We start from the raw sequence: 21,067 nt of genomic DNA, 5'->3' as shown, positions 1-21,067 counted from the left end.
TCTGAGCTCTGGGGCTTCGTGGGTTCGGGTGGTCGGGTGAGGAGCTCGTCAGCGCGGCAGTGTTTCCGCGGCCTTGGCCAGTCGCGTCGCGACATCGGCGTCGATGACCTCGTCGCCGACACTGATCCGGAGACCGCCGAGCAGCTCCGGCGCGACCTCGGTCTGCACCGAGATGGTCCGACCGTAGATTCCGCCGAGCACGCTCGACAGTCGATCGATCTGGGCGTCCGACAGCGGTGAGGCGGACACCACGTGGGCGACCGACTCGCCGCGACGGGCGGCGGCCAGCTCGGCGAGCTGATCGACCGCGACGTCCGCGGCCTGGCCGTGCAGCAGGCGCACGGTCGAGGACAGCAGCGTCCAGGTGTGGGTGCCGACCTTGTCGCCGACCAGCTTCTGGAGCAGATCGACGCGCTTGTCGGCGTCCTTGCCGTGGTCCGACAGCAGCGAGGAGAGCTGCGGGTTGGCCTCGAGGACTCGGCTCACACGGAAGAGCTCGTCCTCGACCTGCTCGATGACCCCGTCGCGTTCGGCGGCGGTGAGCACGATCAGGGAGTTCTGGCGGCGCAGGCCGACGACGAAATCGCTCGACGACGACCACCGCTGGCTCGACGCGGTCGCGAGGACCTCGACGACGACCGGGGCGACCTTGCCGTCGAACAGCCGGTGCACCATGGCCTTCTTGCCCTCGGGGTTCTCGTCGTCCTCGACCAGGCGCTTGCGCAGCACCGGGTTCTCGCCGAGAAAGTTGATCGCCGCGGTGAGGTCACCCGATGCGGCGGCCAGTGCCGAACCGTCGAGATCGAGTGCCGCCGAATCGAACTGCTCCGACACGGCCAGTGCGGCATCGCGACTGGCGGCACGCATTGCGTGCAGCCCGACGAGCGAGGCGCTGGAGGCGACGGAGTTCGACGTACCCGCCGACATCTCCTCCAGTTCGTCGATGACCCGGTCGACGCTCGCCGCCTGGGCGGAGTCGTCGGCCAGGTGGTTGCGCACCAGTTCGCCGGCCTTGTCGACGGCGGTGAGTCCGAGATCGGTACGCAACTGGCGGACCAGGTTGGCGCGCACCAGGGCGACCTGGTTGCGGCCGTGCTCGGAGATGCGCTTGACCTCGTGATCGGCCTGCGCGCGGATGTCGGAGGTGATCGCCTCGGCGTCGGCCTCGGCGTCCTTCTTCAGCTGCTCGGCCTCGGCCTTGGCCTCGGCGACGGCCTTCTCACGCGCCTGCTTGCCGTCGGCGACGCCCTTGGCAGCGGCCTCGCTCTCGGCGAGCTGCTGGCGCACCGTCTCCTGTCGATCTGTCATCATCTTCTGCACCGGCGGGCGGACGTACTTCCACAGCAGGAAGATGATGACCGCGAAGCCGAAGAGCTGAGCGATGAAGATCGCGGGGTCGAACGCAGCACCGATGTCGTGGAGCCAGGTGCCGATGGGCCCCTGGTCGGATTCGGTCTCAGTGTTGGCAGCCATGATCAGTTCACCGCTCCGCTCGTCGATCGGGTATCGGAAAGAGTGGCCGAGTCGACACCGAGCACACGCGCCGCAAGCGTCTTGGCGAGTGCGTCCACATCAGCTGCAGCCGTCGAGGCGGCCTGCTCACCCTGCGTCGCCAGCTCGGAGCTGGTCGACTGCAGAGCGGCGTCGGCCTCGGCGGTCGCTGCATGCTTCATCTCGTTCAGCTGTTCACGACCCTGGGCGCGAGCGTCGTCGCGCTTGGCGGTGGCCTCACCGCGCGCTTCCTTCAGGAGCGAACGGAACTGCACGTCCGCATCCTCGAATTCGGCGGCGGCGGTGCGATTGTCCTCCACGGTGCGGTGGATCATCGCGTCCCGCTCCTCGAGGACCTGCTGGATCGGCGGAACCACGAACTTGCGGATGACCAGCAGCAAAATCACGAAGATGAGCAGGACAACGAAGAACGTTCCATTCGGGAGCAGGAAGTTCTCTGCAGCAAGCGTCATTGTGGTGAGGTGTCGTTTCTACTCGGCGACAAAAGGGAGAGCGACGATCAGCCGGCGCTGATCGGGGTGGCGAACACGAAGAGCGCCATGAAGGCCAGGTTGATGAAGTAGGCCGCCTCGACCAGACCGACGGTGATGAAGAACGGGGTGAACAGGCGACCCTGTGCCTCGGGCTGACGGGCGATACCGGCGATCAGCTGGCTACCGGCCAGACCGTTACCGATACCGGCACCGACGGCGCCACCGGCCATGATCAGGCCGCCACCGATGAGTGCGCCGAGGCCAATCATTGGATCCATTGTGATATTTCCCTTTCGTTGCTGACATCTGGTGTGTCAGGTCTGGAGGTTGCGCCGACAGGTGCCGGAGCAGGTCGTCGTGTTCGGTTGTGGGCGCGGTCGTCAGGTGCCCCGCGCGGGTGCCCGGTGTGGGCGGTCAGTGATCCTCGGTCTCCATCGACTGCGAGAAGTAGAGGATCGTCAGCAGGGCGAAGATGAACGCCTGGATCAGACCGACGAAGAGCTCGAAGGACTTCCAGATCGCGTTGGGCGCCCACATGATGTACGGCGGGAACAGCGCGATGAGGGCGACCATCATGCTGCCGGCGAAGACGTTGCCGAAGAGTCGCAGGGACAGCGAGATCGGCTTGGTGAACTCCTCGATCACGTTGATCGGCGCGAGGAATGCGACGTGTCCCTTGATGATTCGCTTGGGGTGACCCAGCAGGCCGCGAGCCCGGAAGCCGGCGATCTGGTACCAGACGAAGACGAAGAGCGCGAGGGCGTAGGCGAAGTTCACGTCCGCGGCCGGCGGCTTGAGGATCTCGTGGTGGCCGACCTGCAGCGGCAGGATCGACAGCCAGTTGGAGATCAGGATGAAGGTGAACAGCGAAACCGCGAGCGGCAGCACGTACGGCGCGATCTTCATGCCGATGGCGCTCTCGACCTGACCGCGCATCTGGATGGTGATGGCCTCCCAGAAGAGCTGCACGCCGGACGGCACGCCCGTGGAGGTGACCTTCGACTTCAGGTAGAAGGCCAGCGCGAGCAGGATCACCGCCGCGAGAGCGGTCGCGATGATGGTCTCCAGGTTGAAGGTCAGTCCGAACAACTCGAACTTGGTGTAGTGACCCACCTGGATGGCCGGTTCGCCATCCTCTGCGGCAAGGTTGAAGGCGGTCGTCATGGTTGGCTACGAAGTCCTTTCATCACCGGAATGACCGTGTTCAGCACCAAGACCACTTGGCCGATGGCGAGTCCGAACATCGCGCCCAACCCGTCGGGTTGGACCAGGAAAGCCGCCAGCAGCGCGAGTGCCGTGATGGCACCGAGTCGCATGGCGGAGTTGAGAGCAAGTGCGGTTTTGCGCGGGTTGTCGTCGGCGACGACGACGTCGACGGCACGTCGGACGAGGATCGCGTTGACGAAGATCCCGGCGACACCGAGGAGGAAGAACACCGCGAAGAGCGGATGCCCGACGGCGAGCGAGACTGCGGCGACCACCACGACGAACCCGCCCGCGATGAGCGCGGGGCGGCGGAGTCCGGTCGGCGCCTGAGGATAGACGGGGGCCGATTCAGGGGCAGATGCGGTCATGTCCCTCTCCTCAGCTCTCCTACTCCATACCGATGGCACGGGGTACCCGCGTGCGTGCAGCAACACATGGCCGCTGGGCGTCAGCTCGCGTTTGGTGTGACCCTACCAACACCATTCCTGGCGTCTCACCGGGGGTCATACGTGGCAAGAGATGAATCCGGGGCTTTGTGTCCGGATCTGAGCTCTCACCGCCTACTACAGGCGATAGTACACCAGTGTTTACGGTTTCCTTACCTTAGGCCCAGTGGCGGCATTCCCGAAAACACCAGGACCCCGTCTCACCGGTCAGTGATAGGCCTTGGTCGCCGTCCGCAGTTCGGCGAGGCGTCGATGCAGGCGCGGCGCCATCGTCACCAGCATCGCGACGACGAGGCCCGCGCCGAAGGCCGGGGCGACCACCGACAGCGGGAACAGCGTGCTGGCCGCCGCCGAGAACGCGAGCACCCCGACCCACAGATAGATGATCAGCGCGACCCGGCGCTGCGAGTGCCCGAGTTCGAGCAGGCGGTGGTGCAGGTGCATCTTGTCCGGGGTGTAGAAACCGACGCCGGCCCGGGTCCGCCGGATCACCGCCAGCAGCATGTCGAGCATCGGGATGAAGACGACGGCGGCGACGAGGATCAGCGGGGACAGCAGCGTGAAGATATCGGCCGGTCCGTAGGCGTTCACGGCGATACGGCCCGAGGCGCTCGTGGAGGCCGCGGCGAGCAGCAGACCGATCAGCATTGCACCCGAGTCACCCATGAAGATCCGTGCGGGTGAGAAGTTGTGCGGCAGGAATCCGAGGCACGCGCCGGCCAGTGCCACCGAGATGAGGGCCGGGGGGTAGTAGCTGACGTCGCCGCCCTGGTCGCGCAGCAGACCGAGCGAGAACATGCAGATCGCCGCCGCGGCGATGAGTCCCAATCCCGCGGCCAGACCGTCGAGGCCGTCGACGAAGTTGATCGCGTTGATCGTCGCGACCGTGATCGCGACCGTGAGGAGACCGGCCTGCAGCGGGTCGAGCACCAGCGTGCCGATGTCGGCGAACGGGATGTAGAGCTGCAGCCAGCTGATGCCGAGCAGCACCAGGACGCCGGCGGCGGTGAGCTGACCGACGAATTTGGTCAGCGCGTCCAGGCCCCACCGGTCGTCGACGACGCCAACGAGGACGATCACCGTGCCGGCGGCGATCACCGCCGTCATGTCCGTGGTGTAGGCGAATCCGCGATTGAGCGCGGGGAGGTTCGCGGCGAGCGCGATGCCGGCGACCACTCCACCGAACATCCCGAGCCCGCCGAGGCGAGGTGTCGGGATCACGTGCACGTCGCGGACCCGCGGCACGGCGACCGCGCCGGCGCGGATCGCGAAGACGCGGACCGCCGAGGTCAGGAGGTAGGTCATGGCCGCGGCCGTGAGCCCCACGAGCAGGAGCTCGCGCAGGGGGACCCCCGTCCCTCCCCCGTCCGCGGCGGCGGCGAGCAACACCGGTGCGGCACCGGTCATCGCGCCACCACCGGTGTCAGACGGGCAAGGGTCTCTGACATTGCGACCACGCTACCCGTAGGCCAGTGCGGCGATCTCGCGACGGATCCGCTCGTGTGTCTCACGGTCGCGCGTCGACATCGCCGCGGCCATCGCGTCGGCGACGACCGGATGCATCGCGGCGGTCATGCCGCGCTCGGTGGCCACCGGCGTACCGATCCGGATCGCCGATCCCTCGGAGACGGGGCGGGTGTCGAACGGGAGGACCGCCTTGTCGACGACGATCCCGGCCGCGCCGAGCCGGTGCTGCGCCTCCATCCCGGAGATGCCGAAGCCGCTGACGTCGACGACCGCGAGGTGGATGTCGGTGCCGCCGGACACCACCCGGGCGCCCCGAGACGCCAGTTCCGCGGCGAGACCGCGGGCGTTGTCAACCGCACGACGGACGTAGCCGGCGAACTCGTCGGTACCGGATTCCGCGCAGGCGACCGCCTTCGCGGCGACGGCGTGCATCGCGGGACCGCCCTGCACGAACGGGAAGACCGCCTTGCGCAGGGCCTCGCCGTGTTCGGCCCGCGCGAGGATGACCCCGCCGCGCGGACCACGGATCACCTTGTTGGTGGACAGGGTGACGATGTCGGCGTGCGGCACCGGCGAGGGCAGCAGGCCGGCCGCGATGTGCCCGGCGAGATGTGCGGCGTCGACCCAGAGGATGCATTCGGCCTCGTCGGCGATCCGGCGCAGGGACGCAAAGTCGAACGTCCGCGAGTAGGACGCGGCGCCGGCGACGAGGATGCGGGGGCGGTGCACCAGCGCGAGATCCCGGACCTGGTCGTAGTCGACGAGTTCGTCGTCGCGGCGGACCTCGTAGTGCAATGGCGAGAACCACCGGCCGGAGAAGTTCGCCCGAGAACCATGCGTCTGGTGGCCGCCGTGTTCGAGGCGCAGCGCGAGCACCGGGTCTCCGGGCTGGGCGAAGGCGGCATAGACGGCGAGGTTCGCCGCACTCCCCGACAGCGGCTGGACATTGACGTACTCGGCGCCGAACAGCGCGCGGGCCCGTCCGACGGCGAGCTCCTCGAGCTCGTCGGCCACCTCACAACCGCCGTGGTAGCGCGCCCCGGGATACCCTTCCGCATACTTCGCGTCGAAGACCGACGCCATCGCGGCCCGCACCCCGGGCGTCGGCTCGGTCTCGCTGGCGAGCAGCTGCAAGGTGTCGCGGCGCCGGCCGACCTCGCGGCTCACCAGGGCGTCGACCGCGGCGTCACCGGTCGGGGCGCTGCCCGCCTCGACGCCGTGTGGTCCGAACCTCGGCGCGTCGGGGCTCATCGCTCCGCGAGCAGCGCGGCCGGGTCCGTGTCGAGTACGTCGGCGACGGCGTCCGTCGAGACCGCGCCCTCGCGCAGGATGCGCGGACTCGGCCCGGAGACATCGACGATCGTCGACGCCTGCGCGGCCGGCGCCGGGCCACCGTCGAGGTACACCGCGATCTCGTCACCGAGTTGTTCGCGCGCCTCGTCGGCGGTGGTCGCCGGCGGACGCCCCGAGACGTTCGCGCTCGAGACCGCCATCGGCCCCACCTCGCGCAGCACGTCGATCGCGACCGGGTGCAGCGGCATCCGCAGCATGACGGTGCCGTCGGTGTCGCCGAGGTCCCACGCCAGCGAGGGTGCTTGTCGGACAACCAGACTCAGGCCGCCCGGCCAGAAGGCCTCGATCAGGTCGCGGGCAGGCTGCGGCACCGAGAGGACCAGTCCGTCGATCGAGTGCCAAGAGCCGACCAGGACCGGCACCGGCATGTCCCGGCCGCGGTGCTTGGCCGCCAGCAGCGCACCGACGGCGTCGGAATCGAACGCGTCGCATCCGACGCCGTAGAGCGTGTCGGTGGGCATCACGATCAGCCGTCCGGCCTTCGCCGCCCCGACCGCCGCCCGAATCCCCGACGAGCGGTTCTGTGGATCGTTGCAGTCGAAAACAGTGCTCACACGATCATCCTGCCATGCCGCGCTCGGCCGACCCGGCCTGCCGTCGGCGCGCCGTCACGAACCTCGGCCGGCCCGTCAGATCCGTGTGCCGGGTGACTTCCTCGAAGTCGCCGTGCGCGTGCAGGCACGACACGACGGCGTCGGCGGTCGTGTCGTCGTGTTCGATCCCGACGACGCCACCCGGCGTCAGCGTGCGGGCGATGACCGGCACCATCGGCACGATGACCGACATCCCGTCCGCGCCGCCGAAGACCGCGCGAGCCGGGTCGTGGGCGACCTCGGGTCCGACCACGGCGTCGAGCGGCACGTAGGGCGGGTTCGTGACCAGGACCGACACGCTGCCGGCCGGGACGGCTCCCGCGACCTGATCCGGATCGGTGACGTCCGCGGCGACGACGTCGACCCGTGACCCGACGGCCGGTGTCGCGTCGGCGACGTTGCGACGCAACCACACCAGCGCATCCTCGTCGGCCTCGATCGCCACGACCCGCGTCGCCGGACTCATCGCGGCGATGCCGATCGCCAGTGCCCCACTGCCGCTGCAGAAATCAGCCGCGGAATGCGGTCCGGGGGTGGCCCGGAGTCGGTCGACCGCCCATTCGAGGAGATACTCGGTCTCCGGCCGGGGGATGAACACTCCGGGGCCGACGGCCAACTCGACCGGGCCGAAGGCGGCGGTCCCGATGATGTGCTGCAACGGAATCCGCTGCGACCGCAGGTCGATCGCGGACCGGAACGCGCGCGCCGGCGCGTCGTCGATCGCGTCCACCAGCACGAGACGGCCCGCATCGATCCCGAGCACGTGCGCCATCAGCCATTCGGCGTCACGGCGTGCGGAGTCGATCCCGGACGCGGCGAGACGGGCGGTTGCGGCACGCAGTTCGTCCGGCACCGGGGTCGGCCTGCCGGTCACGACACCTATTCCGCTTCCATGCGGGCCTGCCGGTCCGCGGCGACGAGCGCGTCGAGCAGGTTGTCCATGTCACCGGCGAGGACCGCGTCGAGATTGCTGGCCTTGTAACCGATCCGGTGATCGGTGATGCGGTTCTCGGGGAAGTTGTAGGTCCGGATCCGCTCGGACCGGTCCACGGTGCGGATCTGGGCCGCACGACCCTGCGCGGCGGCGGCCTCCGCCTCTTCCTCGGCTGCGGACTGCAGCCGGGCGGCGAGGACCTGCATCGCGCGCGCCTTGTTCTGCAACTGCGAACGTTCGTTCTGGCATGTGACGACGATTCCGGTGGGCAGGTGGGTGATCCGGACCGCCGAATCGGTGGTGTTCACGCCTTGGCCGCCCTTGCCGGACGAGCGGTAGACGTCGATGCGCAGTTCCGATTCGTCGATCGTCACCTCGGCCACCTCTTCGGGCTCGGGGTAGATCAGCACCCCGGCCGCCGACGTGTGGATGCGGCCCTGCGACTCGGTGACCGGCACCCGCTGGACGCGGTGCACACCGCCCTCGAACTTCAGTCGCGACCAGACCCCGTCGCGCACGGCCTCTTTCGACTTGATCGAGAAGGTGGCCTCTTTGTAGCCGCCGAGATCGGACTCGGTCACGCCGAGCACCTGCGCCTTCCAGCCGTGACGCTCGCAGTACTTGAGGTACATCCGGGCCAGGTCCGCCGCGAACAGTGCCGATTCCTCGCCGCCCGCACCGGATTTGATCTCCAGGACCACGTCGTCGGCGTCGTGGGGGTCGCGCGGGGCGAGCAGGTCGGTCAACGTCGCGTCGAGTTCCTCGACGGCCTCTTCGAGAGAGGGGATCTCGGCGGCGAACGACGCGTCATCGGCGGCCAGTTCCCGTGCGGCCTCGAGATCCTCGCGTGCCGCCTTCAACCGGGTGTAGGTCGCCATGACGGGCGCGAGCTCGGCGAATCGCTTACCGACGCGACGGGCCGCGGCGGGATCGTCGTGCAGGGCGGGATCGGCCAGCTGGCGTTCGAGACCCGAGTGCTCGGCCAGGATGTCGTCGATGGCCGAGGGACTCTGCGTACTCATGAAGGCGACCTCACTTGTCGACCGGCGCACGCCGGATGATCGGCGACACCGGGAAGAACTCTGACCGGAAAACACAGCGACGCCCGTCCCGACATCGTCGGGCGGGCGTCGCAGCGGGGTCTACTTGGCGCGCTTGCCGTAGCGCTTCTCGAACCGGGCAACGCGGCCGCCGGTGTCGAGGATCTTCTGCTTGCCCGTGTAGAACGGGTGGCACTGCGAGCAGACCTCGACGTTGATCCGACCGTTGGCAGCGGTGCTGCGGGTCTCGAAGGTGTTGCCGCAGCCGCAGACGACGGTGGTCGTCGCGTACTCGGGGTGGATTCCCTGCTTCATGTCTGACTGTCCCTTTCTGAGGTCGCCGGGTCACCGTCGCTTGTCGACGGTGTGAACCGGAACCGGACTCGACCGATCAGTATGCCACGGGGGCATCACCCGGGAAAAATCCCGGTCACCGCGGTCGCAGGTGCCTCAACGGCAGGCCGCTCGGATCCATTCCCGGCACGGCCACCCGCACTCCACTGCACGTGACGCAGATCGCGATCCTCGTAAGGGTTGCCTAAGTGTAGTACCGTGGCGTCGCCCGCCCTGTCGGCGGCACACGCTCCCCCGCATCCCGTCCCCGAAGGAATCCTCGATGTACGACGCCGCCTCCACCGGCAGCAGCCTCGCAGTCGACACCGCACGGACCTCCCCCGCCCGTCGTACCGGCAAGACGGCCCGATCGCCGTGGAACCGGCGCAATCCCTACCCGGCGACGGTCGTACGGAACGAACTCCTCTCCGGTCCCGGATCGGCCAAGGAGGTCCGGCATCTCGAACTCGATCTCGGCGACAGCGGCATCACCTACGAGCCCGGCGACGGCATCGGCATCGCCCCGACGAACGATCCCGCGCTGGTCGATCTCCTGCTCGCCCGGCTGCGCGCGGTGGGCGACGAGATCATCGCCGACCGCAAGGCGACCTACACCCTGCGCGAGGCACTGACCAGCAGGTACGAGATCGGCGCGCCGTCGAAGTACCTCGTCCGGGTCGTCGCCGAACGCACCGGACACCCCGAACTCGCCCGACTTCTCGACGCCGGTGACCCGCAGGCACTCGACGCGTGGCTCCACGGACTCGACGTCCTCGATCTCCTGGATCTGGACCCGACCTTCACCCCGACTCCCGAGGAACTGCTCGAGGAGTTGAGTCCCCTCGCGCACCGCGAGTACTCGATCTCGTCGAGCCCGCGGGTCCACGGCGACACCGTCCACATCACGATGGCCACGGTGCGCTACCGCGTCGCCGACCGGGATCGCGGAGGTGTGTGCTCGACCCACCTGGCCGACCGCTGCGCGCCCGGCGACACCGTGCCCGTCTTCATCTCCCCCAACAAGAAGTTCCGGCTGCCCGCCGACGACGTCTCGGCCATCATGATCGGCCCGGGCACCGGCATCGCCCCGTTCCGCGGTTTCCTGCATGAGCGGGCCGCGGCCGGCGCACCCGGCGGCAACTGGCTGTTCTTCGGTGACCAGCATCGCGGCCACGACTACCTCTATGCCGAGGAGCTCGACCGGTTCGTCACCGACGGGCTTCTCGACCGGCTCGACCTCGCCTTCTCCCGCGATCAGGAACACAAGGTCTACGTCCAGGACCGGATGCGCGAACACAGCGGTGAGCTGTTCGCGTGGCTCGAGGCCGGCGCGCATCTGTATGTGTGCGGCGACGCCACGACGATGGCCGACGACGTCGATGCGGCGCTGCACGAGATCGTCGCCGAACACGGTGGTCTCGAGCCCGACCAGGCCGCGGCGTACGTCGATCGCCTGCGCGCGGAGAATCGCTACTCTCGCGACGTCTACTGAGATGACCCACTCCGCCGGGGACCATCCGCACGCCCGCAGCGATCTCGAGATCCTGCTGCGGACAGCCGGATTCGCGGACTCCTCGGTGAATCACGACGTCCCCGCGGTCGCCGCGCGCCTGCCCGGCCTGGCCCAGGTCGTCGGCGTGACCGTTGCCGGTCCGGTGATCATGAACGCGGTCGGAGTCCATGACCTCCCGACGACCGTGGGCGGTCCGCTTCGTGTCGACTCGCAGCAGATCGCACTGCGGCTCAACCCCTCTCGCTTGTCGTCGGCGTTGCTCAGCGATCCCGCCGCCCACGTTCCGCCGACCCTGCGACTGTTCGACCACCGCGGCAACACCGCTCACGCCACCTACCTGACGGAGAACTCCGACCGGCTGGCGTTCGAGGCGATGACCTGCACCGGCGCGGCCGCGGTCCTCGATGGGCCCTTCGTGGATTCGCCTGCGCCACAGTGCGTGGACCCGTCCGCCTCGATCGACGACGATCAGGTCGCACAATTCGACGCGGTACTCACCGACGGAGGTGTCGCCCGCCTGGCGGCCCTCGCCCATCTCGACTGCGCGCGTACCGTCCGCGTCGAGACACGTGCGGTGATCGCCGCACTCGAGCACGCAGCGGGACTGGGGATGACCGTGACCTTCGCGACGGCGGCGCCGGGATGCATCCAGATGCGCCAGGACCGTTTCGATGGAGCCCGCGAGCATCGGGGCCAGATGGTGCTGGCATCCGGCAGCACCCGCGTGATGATCAACTTCGACCTCGTCGGCGAATGCTGGGTGACGTGGCCCCGCGGGGTGTGGGACCGCACGGGATCACTCGAGATCTACAGCCGCGGAGGCGAGTGCGCGCTGATCGTGACCCAGACCGGGGCCGTCGCACCGCCGAGTGCTCAGGCGTGGGCCCACTTGGCGGCCGACCTCGCCGGCTGAGAGGGTACCGCGCGAGTCGCGCACCCGTACCGTCTCCCACTGCTTCTCCAAGCCGAGAGAACGACCTGCCCCCTGCTCCTGAGGAGCACCCGAAGCGTGCGGAGGGCGCGTCCAACCCCGCTCCCTGAGGAGCGCCCGGAGCTTGCGGAGGGCGCGTCCAACCCCGCTCCCTGAGGAGCGCCCGGAGCTTGCGGAGGGCGCGTCCAACCCCGCTCCCTGAGGAGCGCCCGGAGCTTGCGGAGGGCGCGTCACGAAGGGTCTTCGCAACCCGTCGTCTCACCAGGACCCTTCGTGACGCTCGCAAGCTCGCTCCTCAGGGAGCAGGGATATGACGCTCGCAAGCTCGCTCCTCAGGGAGCGGGGATATGACGCTCGCAAGCTCGCTCCTCAGGGAGCGGGGATATGCCGGACGAACTCAGTCGTCGTTGTTCCCGCCCGGTGCGGTCTTCTGCACCGTCATCAGGAACTCGATGTTCGTCTTGGTCTTCTTGAGCTGACTGATCAGCAGGTCGATGGCCTGCTGCGAGTCGAGACCCGAGAGCACGCGACGCAGCTTGTGCACGATGGAGAATTCCTCCGGCGACAGCAGCAGCTCGTCCTTACGAGTACTCGACAGGTTGACGTCCACCGCCGGGAACACCCGGCGCTCGGAGATCTTGCGGTCGAGCTTGAGCTCGGCGTTGCCGGTGCCCTTGAACTCCTCGAAGATCACCGTGTCGCCGGTGGAGCCGGTCTCGACGAGCGCCGAGGCGATGATCGTCAGCGACCCGCCGTTCTCGATGTTGCGCGCCGCGCCGAGGAACCGCTTCGGCGGGTACAGCGCGGTCGAATCGACACCACCGGACAGGATCCGACCCGACGCGGGCGACGCGTTGTTGTACGCACGACCCAGACGGGTGATCGAGTCCAGCAGCACCACAACGTCTTTTCCGCTCTCGACGAGTCGCTTGGCGCGCTCGATCGCGAGCTCGGACACCGAGGTGTGGTCTGACGGCGGCCGATCGAAGGTCGAGGCGATGACCTCACCCCGCACCGAACGCTGCATGTCCGTGACCTCCTCGGGACGCTCGTCGACGAGGACGACCATGAGGTGGCATTCGGGATTGTTGGTCGCGATCGCGTTGGCGATGTCCTGCAGGATCGTCGTCTTACCGGCCTTCGGCGGCGACACGATCAGGGCGCGCTGCCCCTTGCCGATCGGCATGATCAGATCGATCACACGGGTGTCGAGTCGTTCGGGGGTGGTCTCCAGCCGCAGGCGCTGGTTCGGGTACAGCGGCGTGAGCTTGTTGAACTCGGGGCGACGCTTGGCCGTCTCGACGTCTCCGCCGTTGACGGTGTCCAGCCGCACCAGCGGGTTGAACTTCTGGCGCTGGTTCTGCTGGTCGCCCTCGCGCGGCACCTTGACCGCACCGGTGATCGCGTCGCCGCGTCGAAGTCCGTTCTTGCGGACCAGGTTCATCGAGACGTAGACGTCGTTCGGACCGGCGAGGTACCCCGAGGTGCGCACGAAGGCGTAGTTGTCGAGCACGTCGAGGATGCCGGCGACGGGCTGCAACACGTCATCGTCGGACACCTGCGGCTCGTTCGGGGTGTCGCGATTCTGGCCGCGACGACGCTCACGGAACCGGCGACCCCGACGGCGACCGCCGCCCTCGCCGTCGTCGTCCTGACCACCGTCGCGGTTCTGGTTGCCGTCGCGGTTCTGCTTGTCGCGATTCTGGCCCCCGTCGCGATTCTGGTTGTCGCGGTTCTGGCCCCCGTCGCGATTCTGGTTGTCGCGGTTCTGGTTGCGGTTGCGCCGAGTGCGCTGGTCGTTGCCGTCGGAGTCACCCGCGGCCTCGCCCGAGCCGTCACGGCCGCGGCGTCGCTCGCGTCCCGCACCGGTCTCCGACGAGTCGGTCTCGGAAGCGCTGCCGCCCTTGGGTGCATCCCCGGCCTGGGCCTCGGACTTCGCCGCGTCGGCGCCGTTCCTCGAGCCGTCGGCCTGGGTGGCAGCCGGGTTGTTCGTTGGTCCCGTAGCGTCGGCGTTCGCGGTCTCGGTGGACGACGCCTCGGCCGGTGCGTCGGCGGCAGCGGCCTTGCGGCCGGCGCCGCGCTGGGTGCGCGCGCCGCTCCGGGGGCGTCGTTCTTCTCGGTCGAGTCCGCCCCGGCCGTTGCCGGGGAGTCGCCGATGGTCAGTTGGTCGTCGTTCGTCGCCGGCTTCGACGTGCCGGCCTTCGACCGGGCGGGAGCGCTCTTCGCGGCCGGGGCGTCGCCACCCGCCTGGCGCTCCTTGATCGCGGCGATCAGATCGCCCTTGCGCATCCCGGAGGTGCCCTTGATGCCGAGTTCACCGGCGACCGTCCGCAGTTCGCTGAGCACCATGCCGGACAGGCCGGTTCGTGCACGTGTCTTGGTGGCCGGTCGTCCCGAGTCGGGGCCGGCCGAACCCGCGGATTCCTGCTCGGCAGGTGCGGTGATCAGGTCCGTATCGGTCACGGAAGTCCTTTCGTTCCTCCCGCAGACGAGAACTGCGTGAGGTCTACGTTTCCCTGCTTCTGTGCGCTAGGGAGTCCGTCCGCGGTGGACGGTGAGAATGTGTGGTCCGCTGCGAGCGTGCCCGGAAACACCTGCGCTTCGGCACCGTCGACAGAGATCCATGACCCCGGCCCGGATACACAGCCGGTCATCTCCGATCGGTGAAGGATGAGAAGCGGCAGGACAAGCCTGCGCGGCTAGACCAGAATATGGTAACCCCGTTCGCATGATAGGGGCAACACGCCGGAAGCGCCAAATGAATGCGCATTCACTCCGGCGGTCGTGCGGACGACGCCGATCAGCCGACGGTGATCTCGACGCCGCCGGCGACGGCGACCGACCGGGCGTCGAATCCGAGGCCCTGCGCCAGCTGACGGATCTCGGCGGGCACCGGCGCCGTACCGAGCACCAGGACGGTCGGTCCCGCTCCGGACACGGTCGCGGCATGTCCACGCGCACGCAGCGCGCTGACCAGATCGTGCGTCGGCGCCATCGCCGACGCCCGGTACGGCTGGTGCAGCCGATCCTGGGACGCGGCCATGAGGTTGCGCGGATCGGTGGTCAGCGCGACGACGGCGAGGGCCGACCGGCTCAGGTTGAACACGGCGTCGGCGCGCGGGACCGAATCCGGGAGCAGTCCGCGGGTGAACGACGTCGACGACTCGGTGTCGGGCACGAAGACCGTTGCGTAGATGTCGGGGTGCACCCGGAGGCGGTGCGCGTGATACGAGGCGACGCCGTCGGCCGATTCGGTCCACGTGACGACCGCCGAGCCGAGCACGCTCGCGGCCGCGTTGTCGGGGTGGCCCTCGAATTCGCTGGACAGTTGTACCAGTTCGTCGGCCGAGAGCCCCGGACCGAGGCCGGCGGCCGAGATCAGGCCCGACGCGGCGGCGAGACCCGACACCGCGGCGGCGGCGGACGAACCCAGACCCCGCGAATGCGGGATCCGGTTGACGCAGCGCAATGTCAGACCGGGGGCCCGCAGCCCGGCGTGTGCCAGTCCGCGGGTGAGCGCCCGCACCACGAGGTGCGAGTCGTCGCGGGGCACGGCGTCGGCGCCCTCACCCTCGACCTCGAGGGTGACGCCATCCGGGACCGTCTCGACGATCACCTCGTCGTAGATTCCGAGAGCTATTCCGAGACAGTCGAATCCGGGCCCCAGATTGGCACTGGAGGCGGGCACGCGGACCCTCGTCGAGAGCCCTACCGGCACCGTTCCCGCGGCAGCCGCCGCGGACCCGGCCCCGTCAGCCGACACCGAGAGCATTCGCGACCGCCACCGGGTCCACCGGAATGGCCTCGACCGCCGGGATGCCCGCCAGCGCGGTGTCGGGGTCCTTCAGACCGTTGCCGGTGACCGTGCACACCACGGTCGAGCCCCGCCCGATCCAGCCGTCGGCACTCGCGGCGAGCAGACCCGCGACGCTGGCCGCCGACGCCGGCTCGACGAACACGCCCTCCTTGCCGGCGACGAGGCGGTAGGCCTCGAGCAGCTTCTCGTCGGTGGCCGCCAGGAACTGCCCGTTCGACTCGTCCTTCGCGGCGACGGCCTGGTTCCAGCTGGCCGGGGAGCCGATGCGGATGGCGGTGGCGACGGTCTCCGGGTCCTTCACCGGCGCACCGTTCACCAGCGGCGCGGCGCCGGCGGCCTGGACACCGAGCATGCGCGGCACCGACGACGAGACGCCGTCGGCGTGATACTCCTTGTAGCCCTTCCAGTACGCGGTGATGTTGCCCGCGTTGCCGACCGGCAGAGCGTGGACGTCGGGGGCACGGCCCAGCACGTCGACGATCTCGAAGGCGGCGGTCTTCTGACCCTCGATCCGCGCCGGGTTGACCGAGTTCACGAGTTCGATCTCGGTGAACTCGGCGGTCGCCTTGCGCGCGAGTTCGAGACAGTCGTCGAAGTTGCCCTCGACCTGGATGATCTTGGCGCCGTGCATGACCGCCTGCGCGAGCTTGCCCATCGCGATCTTGCCCTGCGGGATCAGGACCGCGCAGGTGATCCCGGCCCGGGTGGCGTATGCGGCGGCTGATGCCGAGGTGTTGCCCGTGGATGCGCACAGGACCGCGGTCTTGCCGTTGTTGACCGCGTTGCTGACGGCCATCGTCATGCCGCGGTCCTTGAACGAACCGGTGGGGTTGAGGCCCTCCACCTTGAGGTAGACCTCGCAGCCGGTCAGCGACGACAGATGCGGCGCACTGATCAGCGGGGTGCCACCCTCGAGCAGCGTGACGACCTTCCAGTCGTCGGCGACGGGCAACCGCGACCGGTAGGCCTCGATGAGGCCCGGCCACGCGCGGTGCACAGGCGTAGAAGTCGCTTCAGTCATCGGTACCTTCCAATCGCAAAACACTCGACACCTTGATGACGGCGTCCATGTCTTCGAGCGCCGCAACACAATCCGATTGAGCTCGGTCGGGGGCGCGGTGGGTGACCAGGATCAGGCGGGCGTCGTCGCCCGCGCCCTCCTGGCGCACCGCGGCGATGCTGACCGACCGCTTCGAGAACTCCCCCGCGACCTGCGCCAGCACGCCGGGCTTGTCGGCCACCCGCATCGAGACGTAATACCGCGTGAACACGTCGTCGATCGGGGCGACGGGCAGGGAGGCGTAGGTCGACTCGAGCGGTCCGCGCCCGCCGTGCACGCGGTTGCGGGCGGCCATGACCATGTCGCCGAGAACCGCGGATGCCGTCGGTGATCCCCCGGCACCCTGCCCGTAGAACATCAGCCGCCCGGCGTTCTCGGCTTCCACGACGACGGCGTTGAACGCGCCGTTCACGGTCGCCAGCGGGTGGGTCAGCGGAATCAGCGCGGGGTACACGCGCGCCGAGATCCGTTGCGCGCCATTGGCGTCGCGGACGCGCTCGCAGATCGAGAGCAGTTTGATCGTGCAGTCGAACTTCTTGGCCGCGACCAGGTCCGCGGACGTGACCGAGGAGATGCCCTCGCGGTGCACATCGGCCGCCGTGACCCGCGTGTGGAAGGCGATCGAGGCGAGGATCGCCGCCTTGGCCGCGGCGTCGTAGCCCTCGACGTCGGCCGTCGGATCGGCTTCGGCATATCCGAGGCGGCCGGCCTCGGCGAGGGTGTCGGCGTAGTCGGCGCCCGTCTCGTCCATCGCGGAGAGGATGAAGTTGGTGGTGCCGTTGACGATGCCGTTGACCCGCTCGACGGTGTCGCCGGCCAGCGACTGCATCAGCGGACGGATGACCGGGATGGCGCCGGCGACCGCGGCCTCGAAGTAGAGGTCCACCTTGGCATCTGCCGCGGCGGTCGCGAGTTCGCCGGTGTATTCGGCGAGGAGCGCCTTGTTCGCCGTCACCACCGACTTGCCGCTCTCGAGCGCCGACCGGATCAGACCGCGGGCCGGGTCGATGCCGCCCATCAACTCGACGACGATGTCGACGTCGTCGCGCGCGACGAGTGCCGCCGGGTCGTCGGTCAGGAGATCCTGCGCGATCTTGCGGGGACGGCCGAGATCCCGCACCGCGACGCCGCGGATCTCCACGGGAGCCCCGACGCGCGCCCGGAGGTCGTCGGCGTTGTCGGTGATGATGCGCACCACCTCGGCACCGACATTGCCCATGCCGAGCACCGCGACACCGATGGTGCGCGAGTCCGCATCGGTTGCGCCACTTGTGTTCTGCACGGATTCGGTCACAGGCCCACCTCCAGGCTGAGGAAGTCGTCGATGGTCTCCCGGCGCAGCAGTAGCCGGGCGTTCCCGTCGGCCACCGCCACCACGGGCGGTCTCATGGTCATGTTGTATCGGCTCGACATCGAGTAGCAGTAGGCACCGGTCGCCGCCACCGCGATCAGGTCGCCGGGGCCGAGATCCTCCGGCAGCCAACAGTCCTTGATCACGATGTCGCCGCTCTCGCAATGCTTTCCCACGACCCGGCACACCACCGCACGGGCCTCCGACACCCGGGACACGAGCCGCACGTCGTATTCGGCGTCGTAGAGAACGGTGCGGATGTTGTCGCTCATGCCGCCGTCGACGGAGACGTAGCGTCGTACGGCGCCGCCGCCCAGTGCGACGTCCTTCACGGTGCCGACGCGATACAGCGTGATCGTGCCGGGACCGGCGATGGCGCGGCCCGGTTCGACGGCGATGGTCGGCATGGGCAGCCCGAGTGCTGCCGACTCCCGCTCGACGATCGCCGCGAGCGTCTCCGCCACCTTCTGCACCGGCAGCGGACGCTCGTCGGGGAGGTACGAGATCCCCAGTCCGCCACCGAGATCGACGACCGACATCTGCGCGGTCTTCTCGACACCGAACTCGCCGACGACGTCGCGGAGCAGTCCGAGCACCCGGTGGGCGGCCAGCTCGAATCCGTCCATGTCGAAGATCTGCGACCCGATGTGGCTGTGCAGACCCACGAGCCTGAGGTTGTCGGTCGCGAAGACCCGCCGGATGGCTTCCATCGCGATCCCACCGGCGAGCGAGAATCCGAACTTCTGGTCCTCGTGTGCGGTCGAGATGAACTCGTGGGTGTGCGCTTCGACACCGACGGTCACGCGCACCAGCACGTCGGCGACGACACCGCGTTCGCCGGCGATCACGTCGAGCCGATCGATCTCGATCATCGAGTCGAGGACGACGTGCCCGATCCCGGCGTCGACCGCAGCGCGCAGCTCGTCGACGCTCTTGTTGTTGCCGTGCAATGCGATTCGCTCCGGCGGGAAACCGGCGCGCAGTGCGATGGCGAGTTCACCACCGCTGCAGACGTCCAGGGACAGCCCCTCGTCGTCGACCCAGCGCGCGATCTCGGTACTCAGGAACGCCTTCGACGCGTAGTGCACTCGCCCGTACGGGCCGAACGCCGCCATCATGTCCCGGCAGCGCGACCGGAAGTCGGCCTCGTCCACGACGAACGCCGGCGTCCCGAACTCTTCGGCGAGCTGACTCACCGGCACGCCGGCCAACCGTAGCTCGCCCGATTCGTCGCGGGATGCGTTGCGCGGCCACACCTGTGCGGGGATGGCGGCGAGCACCGCCGGGTCGTTCGGACGCTCGGCGAGATGGGGTGCGGCCAGCAGTTCGGCGTGCCGGGGGCCGGCGGGGTGTGCGTTCACATCTGCTCCGGCGCGGTGACGCCGACGAGCCCCAGGCCGTTGGCCAAGACCTGACGGGTGGCCTCGCACAGGGCGAGCCGGGCCCGGTGGATGTCCGCCGGTTTCTCGTCACCCTGCGGCAGGACACGGCACTTGGCATAGAACCGGTGGTAGGTGCCGGCGAGGACCTCGAGGTAGCGACAGACCCGGTGCGGTTCGCGCAACGTGGCGGCGGTCGCGACGACATCGTCGAAATCGCCGATGGTGCGGATCAATTCGCCCTCGGCGGGATCGTCGAGCAGGTCGAGATGGTCCAGCGACGACACGACCCCGAGGTCAGCGGCGTTGCGGGCCAGTGCGGACATCCGCGCGTGGGCGTACTGCACGTAGTACACCGGGTTGTCGTTGGACTGTTTGGTGAGCAGGTCGAGATCGATGTCGATGTTGACGTCGACCGACGAGCGGATCAGCGAATAGCGCGCGCCGTCGACGCCGACCGCGTCGACGAGGTCGTCGAGCGTGATGACCGTGCCGGCACGCTTGCTCATACGGACCGGCGTGCCGTCGCGCACGAGGTTGACCATCTGGCCGATCAGCACCTCGACGGTGGCCGGGTCGTCGCCGAGCGCCGCCGCCGCGGCCTTGAGCCGGCTGATGTACCCGTGGTGATCGGCGCCGAGCATGTAGATGCAGAGGTTGAAGCCGCGGTTGCGCTTGTCACGGTAGTAGGCGATGTCGCCCGCGATGTAGGCGGCGTTGCCGTCGCTCTTGAGGACCACACGGTCCTTGTCGTCACCGAACTCGGTGGACCGCAGCCACCACGCGCCGTCCTTCTCGTACAGGTTGCCATTGGCCTTGAGCTCGCCGATGCACTCGTCGACGAGGCCGGTGGCGAACATCTTGTCCTCATGGGTGAAGACGTCGAAGTCGGTGCCGAAGTCGTGGAGGCTCTGCTTGATGTGGGTGAACATCAGGTCCACCCCGACCGAACGGAACGTCTCGAGGCGGTCGGCGTCGGGCTGCGACAGCACCTCGGGGACCGTCTCGACGACCTTGGCGGCGATGTCGGCGATGTAATCGCCCGCGTACCCGTCCTCCGGGGTCTCCTCACCCAGTGCGGCCGCCTCCAGCGACCGGGCGAACCGGTCGATCTGGGCGCCGTGGTCGTTGAAGTAGTACTCCCGCGTGACCGCTCCGCCACGGGCGGCGAGAACACGTCCGAGTGCGTCACCGACGGCGGCCCAGCGTGTACCGCCGAGATGGATGGGTCCGGTCGGGTTGGCCGAGACGAATTCGAGGTTGATGACCGACCCGGCGAACTCGTTCCCACGGCCGTAGTCCGCACCGCGCGCGAGCACGGCTGCGACGACGGTGTTCTGCGCGGCGGCACCGAGCCAGACGTTGACGAATCCCGGACCGGCGACCTCGGTCTTGGAGATGCCCTCGGCATCCGCGAAGGCCTCCGCGAGCCAGCCCGCGAGTTCGCGCGGGTTCACGCCGAGTCGCTTGCCCATCTGCAGGGCGACGTTGGTGGAGTAGTCGCCGTGGTCAGCGTGACGGGGGCGCTCGACGACGATGGAGTCGGGCACCAGGTTCTCGTCCAGTCCGCGGTCACGGACCACGGTCAGGGTCACGGCGCGCAGCAGCGCGGCCAGGTCGGCGGGAGTCACAGGACATCATCCTATTGGCCGTTGCCTG

General features: G+C 68.7%; 18 protein-coding genes and 1 pseudogene. 2 read left to right on the top strand and 17 right to left on the bottom strand.

All coding sequences use genetic code 11. The features are described 5' to 3' along the window. Positions 1–48: 48 nt before the first annotated feature. The 11 genes from AC3B5T_RS16260 to rpmE form a co-directional block, all read right to left on the bottom strand. Positions 49–1,473, bottom strand: coding sequence for a F0F1 ATP synthase subunit B/delta (locus AC3B5T_RS16260; RefSeq protein ID WP_488357714.1), 1,425 nt, complete (start codon positions 1,471–1,473; stop codon positions 49–51). Between the two features lie 2 nt (positions 1,474–1,475). After that, positions 1,476–1,964, bottom strand: coding sequence for a F0F1 ATP synthase subunit B (locus tag AC3B5T_RS16255; RefSeq protein ID WP_488357713.1), 489 nt, complete (start codon positions 1,962–1,964; stop codon positions 1,476–1,478). A gap of 47 nt (positions 1,965–2,011) precedes the next feature. Beyond that, entirely contained in the window at positions 2,012–2,263 is a 252-nt protein-coding gene (locus AC3B5T_RS16250) for a F0F1 ATP synthase subunit C (RefSeq protein WP_004021252.1), read from the bottom strand. 136 nt (positions 2,264–2,399) lie between these two features. After that, positions 2,400–3,149 carry a F0F1 ATP synthase subunit A gene (gene atpB / locus AC3B5T_RS16245; protein ID WP_010842979.1) on the bottom strand — a complete coding sequence of 250 codons (750 nt, stop codon included), beginning with the start codon at positions 3,147–3,149 and terminating at the stop codon, positions 2,400–2,402. Beyond that, positions 3,146–3,559, bottom strand: coding sequence for a hypothetical protein (locus AC3B5T_RS16240; protein ID WP_010842978.1), 414 nt, complete (start codon positions 3,557–3,559; stop codon positions 3,146–3,148). The genes atpB and AC3B5T_RS16240 overlap by 4 nt, the downstream gene beginning before the upstream one ends. Before the next feature lie 285 nt (positions 3,560–3,844). Further along, positions 3,845–5,044, bottom strand: coding sequence for a glycosyltransferase family 4 protein (locus AC3B5T_RS16235; RefSeq protein WP_488357712.1), 1,200 nt, complete (start codon positions 5,042–5,044; stop codon positions 3,845–3,847). Between the two features lie 51 nt (positions 5,045–5,095). Then, positions 5,096–6,355 (bottom strand): serine hydroxymethyltransferase, encoded by a 1,260-nt coding sequence (locus AC3B5T_RS16230; RefSeq protein WP_078112010.1) that lies wholly within the window; start codon positions 6,353–6,355, stop codon positions 5,096–5,098. Further along, positions 6,352–7,011 (bottom strand): L-threonylcarbamoyladenylate synthase, encoded by a 660-nt coding sequence (locus tag AC3B5T_RS16225; protein ID WP_058252755.1) that lies wholly within the window; start codon positions 7,009–7,011, stop codon positions 6,352–6,354. The genes AC3B5T_RS16230 and AC3B5T_RS16225 overlap by 4 nt, the downstream gene beginning before the upstream one ends. 4 nt (positions 7,012–7,015) lie before the next feature. Continuing rightward, on the bottom strand, positions 7,016–7,924 hold the full coding sequence (locus AC3B5T_RS16220; RefSeq protein ID WP_488357711.1) for a N5-glutamine methyltransferase family protein: 909 nt from the start codon (positions 7,922–7,924) through the stop codon (positions 7,016–7,018). A gap of 5 nt (positions 7,925–7,929) precedes the next feature. Beyond that, positions 7,930–9,006, bottom strand: a complete 1,077-nt coding sequence (prfA, locus tag AC3B5T_RS16215; RefSeq protein WP_058252753.1) for a peptide chain release factor 1 — start codon at positions 9,004–9,006, stop codon at positions 7,930–7,932. Positions 9,007–9,126: 120 nt separating this feature from the next. Further along, entirely contained in the window at positions 9,127–9,339 is a 213-nt protein-coding gene (gene rpmE / locus AC3B5T_RS16210; RefSeq protein ID WP_010842972.1) for a 50S ribosomal protein L31, read from the bottom strand. A 301-nt stretch (positions 9,340–9,640) separates the two neighbouring features. Here rpmE and AC3B5T_RS16205 point away from each other — a divergent pair, with 301 nt between their 5' ends. Together AC3B5T_RS16205 and AC3B5T_RS16200 are read left to right on the top strand one after the other, a co-directional pair. Continuing rightward, positions 9,641–10,849, top strand: coding sequence for a sulfite reductase subunit alpha (locus AC3B5T_RS16205; RefSeq protein WP_488357710.1), 1,209 nt, complete (start codon positions 9,641–9,643; stop codon positions 10,847–10,849). Between the two features lies 1 nt (position 10,850). Beyond that, positions 10,851–11,783: a ChuX/HutX family heme-like substrate-binding protein gene (locus tag AC3B5T_RS16200; protein ID WP_488357709.1), complete on the top strand. Its 933-nt coding sequence runs from the start codon at positions 10,851–10,853 to the stop codon at positions 11,781–11,783. 415 nt (positions 11,784–12,198) lie between these two features. Here the strand turns inward: AC3B5T_RS16200 and rho are convergent. The 6 genes and pseudogenes from rho to argS form a co-directional block, all read right to left on the bottom strand. After that, positions 12,199–14,264, bottom strand: a pseudogene (gene rho / locus AC3B5T_RS16195) (transcription termination factor Rho). Positions 14,265–14,601: 337 nt separating this feature from the next. Continuing rightward, positions 14,602–15,573 carry a homoserine kinase gene (gene thrB / locus AC3B5T_RS16190; protein ID WP_488357708.1) on the bottom strand — a complete coding sequence of 324 codons (972 nt, stop codon included), beginning with the start codon at positions 15,571–15,573 and terminating at the stop codon, positions 14,602–14,604. Further along, positions 15,554–16,639, bottom strand: a complete 1,086-nt coding sequence (gene thrC, locus AC3B5T_RS16185; RefSeq protein WP_165630229.1) for a threonine synthase — start codon at positions 16,637–16,639, stop codon at positions 15,554–15,556. The genes thrB and thrC overlap by 20 nt, the downstream gene beginning before the upstream one ends. Continuing rightward, positions 16,632–17,972, bottom strand: a complete 1,341-nt coding sequence (locus AC3B5T_RS16180) for a homoserine dehydrogenase (protein ID WP_058252747.1) — start codon at positions 17,970–17,972, stop codon at positions 16,632–16,634. The genes thrC and AC3B5T_RS16180 overlap by 8 nt, the downstream gene beginning before the upstream one ends. Then, on the bottom strand, positions 17,969–19,390 hold the full coding sequence (lysA, locus tag AC3B5T_RS16175; protein WP_065632836.1) for a diaminopimelate decarboxylase: 1,422 nt from the start codon (positions 19,388–19,390) through the stop codon (positions 17,969–17,971). The genes AC3B5T_RS16180 and lysA overlap by 4 nt, the downstream gene beginning before the upstream one ends. Continuing rightward, positions 19,387–21,039, bottom strand: coding sequence for an arginine--tRNA ligase (argS, locus tag AC3B5T_RS16170; protein WP_488357707.1), 1,653 nt, complete (start codon positions 21,037–21,039; stop codon positions 19,387–19,389). Before argS ends, lysA begins: the two co-directional genes overlap by 4 nt. Positions 21,040–21,067 lie beyond the last annotated feature (28 nt).

It is taken from the genome of Gordonia sp. G4 (genome assembly GCF_057770005.1).
The sequence above is the reverse complement of the archived record's forward strand: the minus strand, read 5'-3'. Positions and strand labels throughout refer to the sequence as shown.